Source organism: Blautia sp. HCP3S3_H10_2 (assembly GCF_052122375.1).
Lineage (GTDB): Bacteria > Bacillota > Clostridia > Lachnospirales > Lachnospiraceae > Blautia_A.
The window spans coordinates 83270-99300 of record NZ_JBQKCL010000002.1 but is presented as its reverse complement, the minus strand read 5'-3'; the positions used below and the strand labels follow the sequence as shown (position 1 = coordinate 99300).

Sequence of the window (16031 nt, the reverse complement as noted above, 5' to 3'; positions counted from 1 at the left end):
GGAAATATATATGGAAAACAGACGTGTTTCAATGAACCGCCAGACAAATCTGCTTCAGTTAGAGGAGCACATGTATCCACTTGTGGATGTTGCTACTCCCAATGTATTCCGAAATCTTTTTCCATATTCTGAGGTACCGAAGATTGCATTCAACGACAGGGTCGTTCCACATCATATGCCAGATGATATCTGGATCACCGATACCACATTCCGTGACGGTCAGCAGTCACGGGCACCGTACAGCACCGAGCAGATCGTAAGGATTTATGATTACCTGCATAAGCTGGGCGGCCCGGAGGGAAGAATTCGTGCTTCTGAATTTTTCCTTTACAGCAAAAAGGATCGTGACGCTGTTGAGAAATGTATGGAGAGAGGTTATGAGTTCCCAGAGGTTACCAGCTGGATCCGTGCCAATAAGAAGGATTTCCAGCTTGTCCGTGATATGGGAATGCAGGAGACCGGTATCCTGGTAAGCTGTTCTGATTATCATATTTTTTATAAAATGAAAATGACACGTAAGCAGGCAATGGAGCATTATCTTAGCATTGTAAAAGAGTGCCTGGAAATTGGTGTTTCCGTCCGCTGCCATCTGGAGGATATCACAAGAGCAGATATTTACGGTTATGTTATTCCGTTCTGTCTGGAGCTTATGAAGCTGCGTCAGCAGTATGGTATTCCGATCAAAGTGCGCTGCTGTGATACCATGGGATATGGTGTCAACTATCCTGGTGCCGTGATCCCACGTTCTGTACCTGGTATCATTTATGGTATAATGGTTCATGCTGGTGTTCCATCAGAGCTGATCGAGTGGCACGGCCACAATGATTTCTACAAAGCAGTCAGCAACTCCACAACAGCATGGCTTTATGGTGCATGTGGTGTCAATACTTCTTTGTTTGGTATTGGAGAGCGTACCGGAAATACGCCTCTTGAGGCAATGGTATTTGAGTATGCACAGCTCCGTGGAAACCTTGGAGGTATGGATACCACAGTTATCACAGAACTTGCAGAGTACTATGAGAAGGAGATCGGCTATCACATTCCAGAGAGGACACCATTTGTTGGCAAGAACTTCAATGTAACCAGAGCGGGTATCCACGCTGATGGACTTCTGAAAAATGAAGAGATCTATAATGTATTTGACACAGAGAAATTCCTGAGCCGTCCTGCAGAGGTGGCTGTTTCCAATACTTCCGGAGCTGCTGGAATCGCACACTGGATCGACTGCCATTACCGTCTGAAAGGGGAAGCGAAGATTGACAAAAACAGTGAGCTTGTGAAGATGGTCAAAGCATGGGTAGACCAGCAGTACGAAGAGGGTCGTGTAACCGTTCTTTGTGATGAAGAGCTGGAAACCATAATCGGAGAGACCTGCCAGCGTCTTGGTATAACCTTGAAATAACAGATAACCGGATGAGATAAAGGTTGGCTGTGTATAATTACGATAATTTAGTACTAGGAGGAAATAATGGGTAAAATTCAAATGCAGACCCCTCTTGTTGAAATGGATGGGGACGAAATGACCAGAATTCTGTGGCAGATGATCAAGGATGAGCTTCTTCTTCCTTTTATTGATCTGAAAACAGAATATTATGATCTTGGACTGGAATACAGAAACGAGACAGATGATCAGGTGACCATAGATGCTGCTGAGGCCACAAAGAAATACAAAGTTGCGGTAAAATGTGCCACTATCACACCGAACAATGCCAGAATGTCCGAGTATAATTTGAAGAAAATGTACAAAAGCCCCAATGGAACCATCCGTGCCATTCTGGATGGAACTGTTTTCCGTGCCCCGATCGTGGTAAAGGGAATCGAGCCATGTGTAAAGAATTGGAAGAAACCGATCACTATTGCCCGTCATGCGTATGGGGATGTATATAAGAATACAGAAATGTATATTGATAAGCCTGGAGATGCCATGCTGGTATTTAAGGGGGCAGATGGAGAAGAGAGAAGTGAGCTGATCCATCATTTTGACACACCAGGTGTGATTCAGGGCGTTCATAATCTGGATAAATCCATCACAAGCTTTGCGAGATGCTGTTTTAACTATGCCTTAGATACCAGACAGGATCTGTGGTTTGGCGGTAAGGATACCATTTCCAAAACATACGATGGCAAATTCAAAGAAATTTTCCACACCATTTACGAAAATGAATTTAAGGAGAAATTCGAGGCAACAGGCATTACCTTCTTCTATAGCCTGATCGATGATGTTGTTGCCCGTGTAATGAAGGCAGAGGGAGGATTTATCTGGGGCTGCAAGAACTATGACGGAGATGTTATGAGTGACATGATTTCTTCCGCATTTGGTTCCCTGGCTATGATGACTTCTGTACTGGTTTCCCCGGATGGATATTATGAGTATGAGGCTGCACACGGAACCGTTCAGAGACATTATTACCGTCATCTGAAAGGGGAGGAAACTTCTACCAATTCAGTTGCCACTATTTTTGCATGGACAGGAGCTTTGAGAAAACGTGGTGAACTGGATAAGAACCAGGAACTTATGGAGTTTGCAGATAAGCTTGAGAAAGCGACCCTTTCCGTTATCGAAGGTGGACAGATGACAAAAGACCTGGCACTGATCACAACTCTGAAGGATGTGAAAGTCCTGAACAGCCGTGATTTTATTCTTGCAATCCGTGAAAAGCTTGAGACGATGTAAGAGCAAAATGTTAAATTTGTTATAATATGACCGCAAAATAGTAAAAAAGAAGCGGATTTCCGAAATGAAATATGTTTTCGGAAATCTGCTTCTTTTTATATTTGAAGCTGGCTTTTATACAACAAATGAAATGGAAATGTCAGGAAAACGGTTCCTTATGCCAGCTCCTCCCACTTCTCATAAAGCCCCTCCAGCTCCTCTGCGATGGCAGCCTTTTCCCTGCTAAGCCGGGTGCACTCTGCCACATTGGTACACACATCCGGAAGAACCATGGTCTCATCGATTTCTTTGTCTCTTGTTTCCAGCTCTTCGATCCGAGCTTCTACTTTCTTCAGTTCATTTTCCCTTTTTCTCTTCTGGGCCTGTTCTTCTTTTTGCTGCTGCCAGGTGAGTTTGGTCTCAGAAGCTTCTTTCACTTCTTCGGGGGCTGCTTCCTGGGCAGGAGCGTAGATCTGGGTCATTTCATCTTTCTTTTCCAGATAATAATCGTAATCGCCAATGTAATTTACGATGGCCTGATTGGTCAGATCCATGATCCTTGTGGCTGTCTGGTTAATGAAATAACGGTCATGGGATACATACAGAACCGTTCCGGTATAACTGTTCAGGGCCTCTTCCAGAATCTCCTTGGAAGCGATGTCCAGATGGTTGGTAGGTTCGTCCAGGATCAGAAAATTCGCTTCGGAGAGCATCAGCTTGGCAAGGGAAACACGGCCACGTTCACCACCGGATAAAGAAGAGATCAGCTTAAACACATCATCCCCGGTGAAAAGAAAAGCAGCAAGCATATTGCGGATCTCTGTCTCGGTCAGAGTAGGGTAAGTGTCAGAAATCTCCTGGAAAATGGTCTTTTCCATATGAAGTACATGATGCTCCTGGTCGTAGTATCCAATCTGTACTTTGGAGCCAAGGGAAAAACGTCCTGCATCTGCATCTACGATTCCGTTAAGAATCTTCAGAATTGTGGTTTTGCCTGTTCCGTTATTGCCGATCAGGGCAACACGCTCCCCGCGCTTGATTTCGAAATTAATATCTGTAAACAAAGTCTGGCCTGGAAATGCCTTGGACAGTCCTTCTACAGTAAGAACATCATTTCCGCTGATAAACCGTGGCTCCAGGGAAATACGCATCTGATTATCAATTTCTATAGGCTTTTCAATACGCTGGATCTTATCCAGCATTTTTACACGGCTTTCAGCACGTTTGATGGATTTTTCGCGGTTAAAGGAGCGCAGCTTGGTAATAACCGCTTCCTGGTGCTTGATCTCTCTTTGCTGGTTCAGATAAGCCTTATACTGGGCATCACGGAGCTGGGCCTTCTTAAGGGCATAAGCGGAATAATTGCCGTCATACATCCTCATCTGTGAAGCCTCGATCTCTACGATCTTGGTGACTACTTTGTCCAGAAAATAACGGTCATGGGAGACAATAAATACAGCACCCGGGTAATTGAGAAGATAGGTCTCAAGCCATGCGATACTCTCCATATCCAGATGGTTGGTAGGCTCATCCAGAAGCAGGATGTCAGGCTTGGAGATCAGAAGCTTTCCAAGGGCAACGCGGGTTTTCTGGCCACCGGACAGATTTTCAATCTGTTTATTATAATCCTCCTCTTCAAATCCAAGACCCTTCAGGACGCCTACGATCTCGCTTTTGTAAGCGTAGCCATTTTCTAATTCGAACTGATGGGTCAGGCGAGTGTAGCTGTTCATAAGGCTTTCCAGCTTCTCGCCGGCTACATATTTCATTTCCTGTTCCAGAGAACGGATCTTTTCTTCCATATCCAGAATGTACTGCTTGGTGGTCATCAGCTCTTCATAGATGGTGTGATGGCCGTGGATATCCTGGTACTGGGCAAGGTACCCCAGCTTTTTATCTTTGGCGATGACAACATTCCCGGAATCAGCGGAAATCTCCTGCATGATAATGCGCAGAAGAGTTGTTTTACCAGCGCCGTTATTGCCGATCAGGGCTGCCTTTTCCCGTTCTTCTATGTGAAAGGAAGCATCTTTAAGAATCACTTTTTCACCAAAGGATTTGCAGATGCTCTGACATGATAAAATCATAATTTCCTCCTTAAAAACAGATCTGTCTGGCAGTCTGTTAAATCAAATCAGGTACAAAATAGCTTCTGTCCTGACAGTATATTATACTTGAAAAATTGTTTTTTTGAAAGAATAATTGTCAATTTATAAAAAAATCCGCAAAAATTTGTAATTCTGCACAAGTTTAATTGACAAGAAAATAACATTTAGGTATAATTGACATAGTGTTACGCGGAAAGTATAGGCAGCGGAAACAAGGAGGGGAACATTTTGGAGGCGAAAGAAATCTCAAAAGCAGTGATCAAGAGACTGCCAAGGTATTACCGCTATCTGGGGGAGCTGATGGAAGAGAAAGTGGAGCGTATCTCTTCGAATGATCTGAGTAAGAAGATGCACGTGACGGCGTCTCAGATCCGTCAGGACCTGAATAATTTTGGTGGCTTCGGACAGCAGGGATACGGATATAATGTGGAGTATCTTTACACAGAGATTGGTAAGATATTAGGGCTTGACACTATTCACCCTATGATCATTCTGGGTGCCGGTAATCTGGGTCAGGCACTTGCCAATTACGGGGATTTCGAGAAGAGAGGCTTTCGTCTGGTAGGAATCTTTGATGTGAACCCGGTTTTGGAGGGCATTTCAGTCCGGGGAATTGAGATACAGATGATCAGTAAGCTCCCGGAATTTTTAAGAGAGAATCAGGTGGAAATCGCCATTCTGACTCTTCCGAAGAATAAAGCCAAGGAGATGGCGAAGATCCTGATCGAAAATGGAATCAAGGCGATCTGGAATTTTGCCCATACCGATCTGGATGCTCCTGAGGATGTGATCGTAGAGAATGTGCATCTGTCAGAGAGCCTGATGACACTGTCTTATAATTTAAGCCAGTACCGTAATGAGCATAAAGAGAAATAATAGAAGGTCAATGAGGACTGCTGCCTGTCTCGCAGAAAGATTTACAGGAGACCGGGCGGCAGTTTTGCATATGTTATAAAGGAGTGAGTCCCTTATGAAAAAAATTGTGACCTGCAGTCAGATGAAGCAGCTTGACCAAGGCACGATCCGGAATATGCATATTCCCTCCCTGGTGCTGATGGAACGGGCAGCACTTGCCACCGAGGAAGTAATACAGGATTATCTGAAAAAGAGAAGCCAGAGTGGACAGTATGGAAAAGCGCGCGTGCTGGTGGTCTGCGGATCCGGCAATAACGGAGGGGATGGAATTGCCATTGCCAGGCTCCTTTTTCTGGATGGAGTTCAGACAGAAATCTATCTTGCAGGAAATCCGGATAAAATGACAGAAGAAACCAGACACCAGTGGGAAATTGCCATGAGCTATCAGGTGCCGGTAACGAATAACCCGGTATGGGATGAATATACTGTTATAGTAGACGGGATTTTCGGCGTAGGACTTTCAAGGGAAATCGAAGGACACTACAGATCCGTGATCAGCAGTATGAACCAGTCAGAAGCTTATAAAATGGCAGTGGACACTCCATCCGGTATAGATGGAGACACTGGAGCTGTTCTGGGAATTGCTTTTGCAGCAGATGTTACAGTGACGTTTGCTTACCGTAAACGGGGACTGTGCCTTTTTCCAGGCAGAGCGTATGCAGGGGAGATTGTGGTCGCGGATATTGGAATTTATGACCGCGCACCTGATGGTGGGGAGCTTTTCGAGGCGGCCGCCAGGCACATGGAGAATATCGATGTAAAAGAACTTCCAGCCAGGCCTTCCTGGGGAAATAAGGGGACTTTTGGAAAGGTTTTGCTCATTGCCGGTTCCAAGGGGATGTGCGGAGCAGCCTATTTAAGCGCCAGTGCAGCACTGCGCGGCGGAGCAGGAATGGTGAAGCTCCAGACAGTGGAAGAAAACCGGATTCCTTTGCAGAGCCTTTTGCCAGAAGCGATGGTGACCTGTGAATTTGATCAGGAGGCAAACCTGAGAAACTTAAACTGGTGCGATGTACTGGTGATCGGGCCTGGACTTGGCACGGATGATATGGCAAAGGAAAGAATGTTCTGGTTCCTGGAAAATGGGACAAAAGCAGGAAAGCCGATTATCCTGGATGCCGATGGCCTGAATATTCTGGCAAAGCATCCCCAATGGATGAAAATCATAGGAGAGCATACCATACTGACACCACACATAGGAGAAATGAGCCGTCTCACCGGCATGGCTATTTCAGATCTGAAAAGGGATCCGGTGGACGCAGCATACAAATTTGCCTCAGAAACAGGTTGTGTCTGTGTTTTAAAGGATGCTTGTACGGTGATTGCAGACCAGAAACAGAATCTCTACCTGAACCTTTCCGGGAATTCCGGAATGGCAACAGCAGGAAGCGGCGATGTGTTATCTGGTATGATCGCGGCAGTTCTGTGTATGTATTTAAGTACGGATCAGGACAAAGCACTTTCGTATAAAGCGGCACTGGCGGTATATATCCATGGTCTATGTGGTGACCTTGCCAGCAAGAAAAAAGGGCTTCATGGCATGACTGCAAAGGATCTTACTGAGGCATTGCCAGAAGTCTTAAAAATAGCTGAAGGTATAGAAAGTGTTTGAAAAGACGGCAGAAGTTCTGTAAAGGATGTCAGTTCATCCCACAAATAGTTAATTAAGAAAAATCGAGGAAGTTATTATGGAAAAATACAGCAGAGTCAAGGCGTTGATCTCTCTTGACGCTATCCGATATAATTTTGAACAGATGAAGAAAAATATAAAAGAGGGAACCAAGATCGTGGCAGTGATCAAGGCGGATGCTTATGGCCATGGGGCCGTACCCATTGCCAGAATGCTGGAAGAATTGGATTATGTCTGGGGCTTTGCCACAGCGACTGCGCAGGAGGCTTTACAGCTTCGAAGAGCTGGCATCACAAGACCAATTCTTATCCTGGGACTTGTTTTTGAGGAATATTATAAGGAGCTTGTGGAAAATGAGATAAGAATGGCAGTCTGTGATTATGAAACTGCCAGGAAGTATAATGTGGCTGCAGAAGCAGCCGGTAAAAAGGGCCTGATCCATCTGGCTGCTGATACAGGGATGACCCGGATCGGTTTTAAGGACAGTGAAGAAAGCCTTGAAGAAATCTGTCAGATAGCAGAACTTCCAAACGTGGAAATAGAGGGACTGTTCACTCATTTTGCAAGAGCCGATGAATATGACAGGGCACCGGCTATGGTACAGCTGAAGCGTTATCTTGACTTTGCAGACCTTCTGGAGAAAAACGGAGTTCATATTCCACTGCACCATTGCTCCAATAGTGCAGGAATCATCCGTGTTCCAGAGGCAAATCTGAATCTGGTGCGTGCCGGAATTACCATTTACGGAATCTATCCTTCTGAGGAAGTGGAGCAGGATATTGTAAAGCTGCAGCCTGTTATGTCGCTGAAAAGCCACGTTTCCTATGTGAAGGATGTAGAACCCGGAACGCAGGTAAGCTACGGTGGAACCTATACCACAGAGCACCTTACGAAAATGGCAACCATTCCGGTGGGCTATGCGGACGGATATCCAAGAATGCTCTCGAATAAAGGATGGGTGCTGATCCATGGCAAAAAAGCACCCATCTGTGGAAGAGTCTGTATGGACCAGTTTATGGTAGATGTCACAGATATCCCGGATGTGAAGGTAGGGGATGAGGTGACCTTGCTTGGAAAAGACGGAAATGAAGTGATCAGTGCAGACACACTGGGAGATTTATCCGGACGTTTTTCCTACGAGTTTGTATGTGATATCAACAAACGTGTACCAAGAGTCTATATCAGAGATGGAAAAGAATGGGGAGAAATCACGTATTTTGATTGAGAAAAATCCTGTGCGATATCCATAAATCCACCATGCAAGCATGGTGAATCATGGCTGCCGCACATAAACGGACATGTCTGCTTACGCAGACATCACCATGAATGAAAGTCGATTGTTCCGCGCCCTTTGGCGCTCCCACAATCGCCGACTGTATTCGTAATCCGGGCTATTGCCCTACTTACTCATACAGTCTAGCCTGTGCGATATCCATAAATCCACCATGCAAGCATGGTGAATTCATGGCTGCCGCACAGGACTTTCATAGTAAGACACCACACATGTATACACATGAAAAAAGTTGGAAATACTTAATTTCAGAAGTGAAAAAAGTTTAACAAAACGGAGTGTGAATTGTGTGGTAATTAAACGAGGGGACATTTTCTATGCGGATCTGAGGCCTGTGGTGGGAAGTGAGCAGGGAGGAATCCGCCCGGTACTTATTATTCAGAATGATGTGGGCAACCGGCACAGTCCGACAGTGATCTGTGCGGCGATCACATCCAAAATGAACAAGGCGAAGCTGCCCACCCATATAGAGATTGACGCATCTGCCTATGGAATCGAAAAGGATTCTGTAATTTTGCTGGAGCAGCTTCGTACCATTGATAAGAGAAGACTAAAGGACAAGGTATGTCACCTGGATGGACCGATGCTTGATAAGGTAAATCATGCCCTTGAAATCAGCCTGGAGCTTACATTCTCTTGACGAAAAGAAATTTTAGTGATATAGTTGTTACGTCTCAGCGGCAATAATGCCGCATTTGCACATGGGTGCTGTTGCAGATAAGCAGGCAGCAGCCCGTTTCTTAGGAGGAATCAAGGTTTAATATATGGAAGATGGCAGTAGTATGCCCTTTGTGGGCGCTATTATTTTATTATTGCTTCTGTGGCTGAATGGGATTTTTTATGGATTTTCAGCCGCAGTACACAATCTGAGTGGGAACGAAGTGGAGAAGAAGGCCCAGGAGGGGGATAAGAAGTCTGTGTATCTTCTTTCCCTTATGAATAATCCGGTCTCCTTTGTCAATGCGATTCCACTGATTGTTATGGCTTCCGGAGTCTGCTTCGGGGCATTTATCGTTCCATGGGCTACCGAAACCTTTCATCCCTACATAAAGCATCTGGTGGCATTGATCCTGGTGCTGGCACTGGTGATCATTCTGCTTGCGTCTCTTGGCATTCTTACATTCAGGAGAATCGGAACCTATCACCCGGAGAAATACGCATACCGTTATCTGGGAGTTGTGGGATTTTTTACCAGAATCCTGTATCCCCTTACCATGTGCGTGACCTTTATTGCCAAAGTGGCAGCAAGGCCCTTTGGGGTTGCCCTGAATCAGGCAGAGGATCCGGTGACAGAGGAAGAAATCATTTCCATTGTAGATGAAGCTCATGAACAGGGTGTCATTGAGGAAAATGAAGCCGAGATGATCCAGAACATCATGGAGTTTAATGATACAGAAGCCAAGGATATCATGACTCACCGTAAGAATGTGATCGCATTTGATGAAGAAGACAATCTGCAGACCATCGTGGACACTATGTTGGAAGAGGGAAATTCCCGTTATCCAGTGTATAAGGAGACCATTGATAACATAGTGGGAATCATCCATTATAAGGATGCACTGAAATTCCTGACCAGAAATTCCTGGGCGAAGTTCAAGCCGCTTAAGGATCTTCCGGGACTTATAAGAGAAGCTTCTTTTATCCCGGAGACAAGGGGCATCAGTGATCTCTTCAAATCCATGCAGATGAAAAAGATTCACATGGCAGTGGTAGTGGATGAATACGGCCAGACATCCGGAATTGTTTCCATGGAGGATATTCTGGAGGAAATCGTAGGTGATATTCTGGATGAATATGATGAAGATGACAGTACATTCCGTACTCAGAAGGATAACAGTGTGATCATCGATGCACTGGCTTATCTGGAGGATGTGTCGGAGGAGCTTGATATTGATTTCGGTAAAGTGGAATTTGAGACATTAAATGGTTATCTGACCAACCTTTTAGGACACATTCCTACAGAGGATGATCTGGATAAAGAAATTGTTGTTAACGGCTACCGTTTCAGGATTGTTTCCCTTGGAAACAAGACCATTGGAAAAGTACGGGCCGAAAAGATAAAAAAAGAACCAAAAGGAGAGGATAAGAAATGTCAGGACATTCTAAATTCGCAAACATAAAGCATAAGAAAGAAAAAAACGACGCTAAAAAAGGAAAGATCTTTACAATTATCGGCCGTGAGATCGTAATGGCTGTTAAGGCAGGCGGTCCGGATCCAAGCAACAATGGTAAGCTTCGTGACGTTATCGCAAAAGCAAAAGCAAACAATATGCCAAACGATACCATTGAGCGTGGTATTAAGAAGGCTGCTGGTGCTGATTCTGCTGACAGCTATGAGAAAGCTGTATACGAAGGATATGGCCCGAATGGTGTTGCCATTATCGTTGAGACTCTGACAGACAATAAAAACCGTACAGCCAGCAACGTAAGAAATGCATTTACAAAAGGTAACGGAAGCATTGGTACCCAGGGCTGCGTATCCTACATGTTTGATCAGAAAGGCCAGATCATCATCGATAAAGAAGAGTGTGAGATGGACGCTGATGAGCTTATGATGACAGCTCTTGATGCTGGTGCTGAGGACTTCAATGAGGAAGAGGACAGCTATGAGGTTCTCACAGCTCCGGATGATTTCAGTGCAGTACGTGAGGCTCTTGAGGCAGCTGGTGTTCCACTTCTTGAGGCACAGGTTGCTATGATTCCACAGACAACTGTTGAGCTTACTGATGAGAAAGCACTTAAAGATATCCAGAGAATCCTTGATCTTCTGGATGATGATGACGATGTAACAGACGTATGGCATAACTGGGACGAATAATCTCCTGATGCCAGAGCTTGTTTGAAGAGGGCTTCGCTGCCTTTTTAGACAGCTTTTCATACATAGTTTTACAATAGTTGCAGATAATATCTCCATACATTACGTGTGGAGGTATTTTTTTATGCAGATAATAAACAGAACAAATGTGGTGAGTGACTATGCAGCCGTGAAATGGGACGAAAATAGAAAAGCTGACAGAAAGACAGAAAGAACAAATGATATAAGTAATCGTATAGAAGAAAAAAGTACGACAGAAGAAAATGAACAGATGGACAGTTTTGAAGTAGAGACTGAGGAAAAGAAAAGAGAAGAGGAGGAAAAGGAAGGACAGAAGAAAGAAAAACTGGAAACCGAAGATCAGCAAAATAAGCAGATCCGTGATATGGGACAGATCACTCTAAACGAAAATTCTAATAAATATAAAGTAGAGCTCCTGACGATCATAGGCGAAGTGGAAGGCCATGAATCCGCACCGTCCCACAGTAAGACCACAAAATATGAGCATGTTCTGCCAAAACTTGCCATGATCGAGGACGACGATTCTGTAGATGGCTTATTGGTTCTTTTAAACACGGTGGGAGGGGATGTGGAAGCAGGGCTTGCCATTGCGGAAATGATCGCTTCTTTAAGCGTTCCAACTGTTTCCCTGGTGCTGGGAGGCGGCCATTCCATCGGTGTTCCCATGGCTGTATCGGCAGATTATTCCTTTGTAGTCCCAAGTGCTACCATGGTGATCCATCCCGTACGCTCTAATGGAATGTTTATCGGTGTGGCGCAATCTTACCGCAACATTGAGAAAATCCAGGACAGGATTACCGCTTTTATTTCCAATCATTCCAACACTTCCCAGAAGCGGCTGGAGGAGCTGATGCTGGATACTACGCAGCTGGTAAAGGATGTGGGAACCATGCTGGAAGGCCCGGAGGCGGTGAAGGAAGGCCTGATCGATGAAGTGGGAGGAATGAAGGAGGCACTTGGAAAATTATACGAACTTATCGCCAAAGAAAAGGGTGAAACGCATAATAATTAAAGAATTATACATTTTTTGGAAAAAATATAAGAAAAACAGGAGAATTTTATTTTACTAACCCACTTTTTTGTGCTATAGTGTTAGAGGATATGACCGACACACGTGTCCGAGATACGGACATGATACAAGGAGTGTCAGTTAAATATAGTACTTCAGGAGGGAACTATGTATAAGATACTCAACGCAGAGAAACTTTCTGCAAATGTTTTTCTTATGGATGTGGAAGCTCCTCGCGTGGCTAAGCACTGTCTGCCTGGTCAGTTCGTCATCGTTAAGATGGACGAAGTCGGAGAGAGAATTCCGCTTACAATCTGTGATTATGACGCAGAGAAAGGTACTGTAACAATCGTTTTCCAGCCAGCAGGCGCATCTACAACTAAGATGGCCCAGCTGAAAGCCGGAGATTATTTCGAAGATTTCGTTGGACCACTTGGACAGCCATCTGAGCTTTGCCATGAGGACATTGAAGAACTTAAGAAGAAAAAAATCGTTTTCGTAGCAGGTGGTGTTGGAACAGCTCCTGTATATCCTCAGGTAAAATGGCTTCATGAGCATGGCATTACAGCAGATGCTATCGTTGGTGCCAAGACAAAGGATCTCCTTATCCTTGAGGACAAGATGAAAGAAGTATGTAATCTGTATGTAACTACAGATGATGGTTCTTACGTACGTAAAGGTATGGGTACAGACGTACTCCGCGACCTTGTACAGAACCAGGGCAAAGAGTATGATCTCTGTGTTGCTATCGGACCGATGATCATGATGAAATTTGTCTGCCTGTTAACAAAAGAACTGAATATTCCTACTGTAGTCAGCATGAACCCGATCATGGTAGACGGAACCGGTATGTGCGGTGCCTGTCGTCTGATGGTTGGCGGCGAAGTAAAATTTGCCTGCGTTGACGGACCGGAATTTGATGGACATAAGGTTGATTTCGATCTTGCAATGAAGAGACAGCAGATGTACAAGACCGAAGAGGGACGTGCACTTCTGAAGCTTCAGGAAGGCGATACCCATCACGGCGGATGCGGACAGTGTGGAGGTGACAAATAATGGCAGATGTATTAAAGAAGGTACCAGTCAGAGAGCAGGCTCCTAAGGTACGTGCTACAAACTTTGAAGAGGTTTGCCTTGGCTATAATAAAGAAGAGGCAATGGAAGAAGCAAACCGCTGCCTTGGCTGTAAGAAAGCAAAATGTATGGAAGGATGCCCGGTTTCCATTAATATCCCAGGTTTCGTCCATGAAGTAAAAGAAGGAAACTTTGAGAAAGCCTACCAGATCATCGGTGAGTCCAGTGCTCTTCCGGCTGTCTGCGGACGTGTATGTCCTCAGGAGACACAGTGCGAGGGTAAATGTATCCGTGGCCTGAAAGGTGAGGCTGTTTCCATCGGTAAACTGGAGCGTTTCGTTGCTGACTGGGCGAAAGAGAACGGTATCAAACCTGTTCCGGCAGCACAGAAGAACGGACACAAGGTTGCTGTTATCGGTTCCGGTCCTTCCGGACTTACCTGTGCCGGAGATCTTGCGAAGATGGGCTATGATGTAACCATTTTTGAGGCTCTTCACAAAGCAGGCGGTGTTCTTGTTTATGGTATTCCGGAGTTCCGTCTTCCGAAAGATAAAGTTGTAGCTGCAGAGGTTGAGAACGTAAAATCTCTTGGCGTTAAGATCGAGACCAACGTTATCATTGGTAAATCTGTAACAATCGATGAGCTTCTTAGGGATGAGGGCTTTGAGGCTGTATTTATCGGATCTGGAGCCGGACTTCCTATGTTCATGGGAATCCCGGGTGAGCAGGCAAACGGTGTATTCTCCGCTAACGAATACCTGACACGTAACAACCTTATGAAAGCATTCCGTGAGGATTATGATACCCCGATCGCACACGGCAAGAAAGTTGCTGTTGTTGGTGGTGGTAACGTTGCCATGGACGCTGCAAGAACTGCACTTCGTCTTGGCGCAGAGGTACATATTATTTACCGTCGTTCTGAGGCAGAGCTTCCTGCACGTAAAGAGGAAGTTCATCACGCTAAAGAAGAGGGCGTACAGTTTGATCTTCTCTGCAATCCTGTTGAGATCCTTACAGATGACAAAGACTGGGTAACCGGTATCAGATGTATCCGTATGGAGCTTGGCGAGCCGGATGCTTCCGGAAGAAGACGTCCTGTTGAGATTCCTGGTTCTGAGTTTACCATCGACGTTGATACTGTTATCATGTCCCTTGGTACAAGCCCGAACCCGCTGATCTCTTCCACAACCATCGGCCTTGATGTAAACAAGAGAAAATGTATCATCGCTGACGAAGAGTTTGGTAAGACATCCAAAGAGGGTGTATATGCTGGTGGAGATGCTGTTACAGGTGCTGCAACTGTTATCCTTGCTATGGGAGCAGGTAAAGCAGGTGCCCGCGGTATCGACGAGTATATCAAGAGCAAATATGCAAAATAATATGCGCTTTTTCTGATGAAAAGATTATGAAAAGCGTATTTCCCCGTCTGACGTTTCGGTTTCGGAACTTCAGGCGGGGATTTTGTTTGTTCTTGGTTAGAATCAGTTATTGAACTGCAAACTAATAAAAAACCGTAACAAAACAGTCGTTCGAATAAAGTTGTATCCCGGAGGGTTTTGTGTTATAATGGGTTCACTTGGTGGGTTTTTCGGCCTGCCTTATCCTAAAGAAAAGGAATTAATCATTATGTCAGTTTTACAGGCAATTTTATTGGGAATTGTTCAGGGAATCACAGAATTTCTCCCTGTAAGCAGTTTCGGACATCTGGCTGCAATGGAAAATGCGATGGGAATTACCCGTAACACCGCAGTACTTTTTGAAGTCCTTCTTCATGTGGGGACACTGGCTGCGATTTTCTTTGCATTCTGGAGTGATATCCGTAGAATAGGAGAGGAACTTCTGGGAATGACCATGGATGTGATCGGCAACGTGAATATCTATTTCCATAATAGAAGGACAGGGGAGAATCTTCCTTATGCAAGGGTGGTTCATGGCACCTACCGTAAATTTACCGCTGTTATGATCGTTTCATTTATTCCTACGGCTATGATCGGCTATATTTGCAGAAGACTTGTGACCAGGGCAGCTATTTCACCGCTGCTTCCAGGAGCATGCATTCTCGTGACCGGAGTTTTCCTTCTCGTAACCGATCTTAGTAATATCGGCGGAATCAAGACGCCTAAGGATGTTACATATGACAATGCCATGTGGGTAGGAATCTGTCAGGGGATTTCTGTATTTCCAGGCATATCCAGATGTGGGATGACCATCTGTGCCGGCCTTTTATGTGGTTTTAGAAGGAAGCTGGCCGTGAAGTATTCTTATCTGATCAGCATTCCTGCTGTTCTTGGTTCTTTGTTTCTGGAAGTGGGCCAGTTTACCACACCGAAGATGACAGTATCTCTTGGATTTACTTATATTCTGGGTATGATCGTGGCTGGAGTGGTGGGATATTTTATGATCCGTATCCTGCTTCAGACAGTACAGCATGCGAAACTGCGCTATTTCGCATTTTATTGTTTTGTGGCAGGAGCCATAGCGCTAATCAGCAATTTTGCCTGACGAAGGGGGAGCT

13 protein-coding genes are annotated in these 16031 nt (G+C 45.0%); 12 read left to right on the top strand and 1 reads right to left on the bottom strand.

Going from position 1 to position 16031, the window contains the following annotated elements; all coding sequences use genetic code 11:
* Nucleotides 1-10 precede the first annotated feature (10 nt).
* Nucleotides 11-1402 (top strand): 2-isopropylmalate synthase, encoded by a 1392-nt coding sequence (locus ACTQWB_RS02485; RefSeq protein ID WP_441500200.1) that lies wholly within the window; start codon nucleotides 11-13, stop codon nucleotides 1400-1402.
* A 66-nt stretch (nucleotides 1403-1468) separates the two neighbouring features.
* Complete coding sequence (locus ACTQWB_RS02480) at nucleotides 1469-2674, top strand: NADP-dependent isocitrate dehydrogenase (RefSeq protein ID WP_441500199.1); 1206 nt, start codon at nucleotides 1469-1471, stop codon at nucleotides 2672-2674.
* 155 nt (nucleotides 2675-2829) lie between these two features.
* Here ACTQWB_RS02480 and ACTQWB_RS02475 read toward each other — a convergent pair whose 3' ends face one another.
* Nucleotides 2830-4740 carry an ABC-F family ATP-binding cassette domain-containing protein gene (locus ACTQWB_RS02475; RefSeq protein ID WP_441500198.1) on the bottom strand — a complete coding sequence of 637 codons (1911 nt, stop codon included), beginning with the start codon at nucleotides 4738-4740 and terminating at the stop codon, nucleotides 2830-2832.
* Nucleotides 4741-4989: 249 nt separating this feature from the next.
* Between ACTQWB_RS02475 and ACTQWB_RS02470 the strand changes: the two genes are divergently transcribed.
* From ACTQWB_RS02470 to ACTQWB_RS02425, 10 genes are all read left to right on the top strand, one after another.
* A complete protein-coding gene (locus ACTQWB_RS02470) occupies nucleotides 4990-5637 on the top strand; it encodes a redox-sensing transcriptional repressor Rex (RefSeq protein WP_441500197.1) in 648 nt (215 codons plus the stop codon).
* A 94-nt stretch (nucleotides 5638-5731) separates the two neighbouring features.
* Entirely contained in the window at nucleotides 5732-7288 is a 1557-nt protein-coding gene (locus ACTQWB_RS02465) for an NAD(P)H-hydrate dehydratase (protein ID WP_441500196.1), read from the top strand.
* A 76-nt stretch (nucleotides 7289-7364) separates the two neighbouring features.
* A complete protein-coding gene (gene alr / locus ACTQWB_RS02460; protein ID WP_441500195.1) occupies nucleotides 7365-8531 on the top strand; it encodes an alanine racemase in 1167 nt (388 codons plus the stop codon).
* A gap of 355 nt (nucleotides 8532-8886) precedes the next feature.
* Nucleotides 8887-9237, top strand: a complete 351-nt coding sequence (locus ACTQWB_RS02455; RefSeq protein ID WP_021926628.1) for a type II toxin-antitoxin system PemK/MazF family toxin — start codon at nucleotides 8887-8889, stop codon at nucleotides 9235-9237.
* A 124-nt stretch (nucleotides 9238-9361) separates the two neighbouring features.
* Nucleotides 9362-10717, top strand: a complete 1356-nt coding sequence (locus ACTQWB_RS02450; protein WP_441500194.1) for a hemolysin family protein — start codon at nucleotides 9362-9364, stop codon at nucleotides 10715-10717.
* Nucleotides 10687-11415, top strand: a complete 729-nt coding sequence (locus tag ACTQWB_RS02445) for a YebC/PmpR family DNA-binding transcriptional regulator (RefSeq protein WP_441500193.1) — start codon at nucleotides 10687-10689, stop codon at nucleotides 11413-11415. Before ACTQWB_RS02450 ends, ACTQWB_RS02445 begins: the two co-directional genes overlap by 31 nt.
* A 268-nt stretch (nucleotides 11416-11683) precedes the next feature.
* Nucleotides 11684-12445, top strand: coding sequence for a ClpP family protease (locus ACTQWB_RS02440; protein WP_441500386.1), 762 nt, complete (start codon nucleotides 11684-11686; stop codon nucleotides 12443-12445).
* A 165-nt stretch (nucleotides 12446-12610) separates the two neighbouring features.
* Nucleotides 12611-13498: a sulfide/dihydroorotate dehydrogenase-like FAD/NAD-binding protein gene (locus ACTQWB_RS02435; RefSeq protein ID WP_441500192.1), complete on the top strand. Its 888-nt coding sequence runs from the start codon at nucleotides 12611-12613 to the stop codon at nucleotides 13496-13498.
* Nucleotides 13498-14895 carry an NADPH-dependent glutamate synthase gene (gene gltA / locus ACTQWB_RS02430; protein ID WP_441500191.1) on the top strand — a complete coding sequence of 466 codons (1398 nt, stop codon included), beginning with the start codon at nucleotides 13498-13500 and terminating at the stop codon, nucleotides 14893-14895. The genes ACTQWB_RS02435 and gltA overlap by 1 nt, the downstream gene beginning before the upstream one ends.
* 247 nt (nucleotides 14896-15142) lie before the next feature.
* Nucleotides 15143-16018, top strand: coding sequence for an undecaprenyl-diphosphate phosphatase (locus tag ACTQWB_RS02425; RefSeq protein ID WP_441500190.1), 876 nt, complete (start codon nucleotides 15143-15145; stop codon nucleotides 16016-16018).
* Nucleotides 16019-16031: the final 13 nt, after the last annotated feature.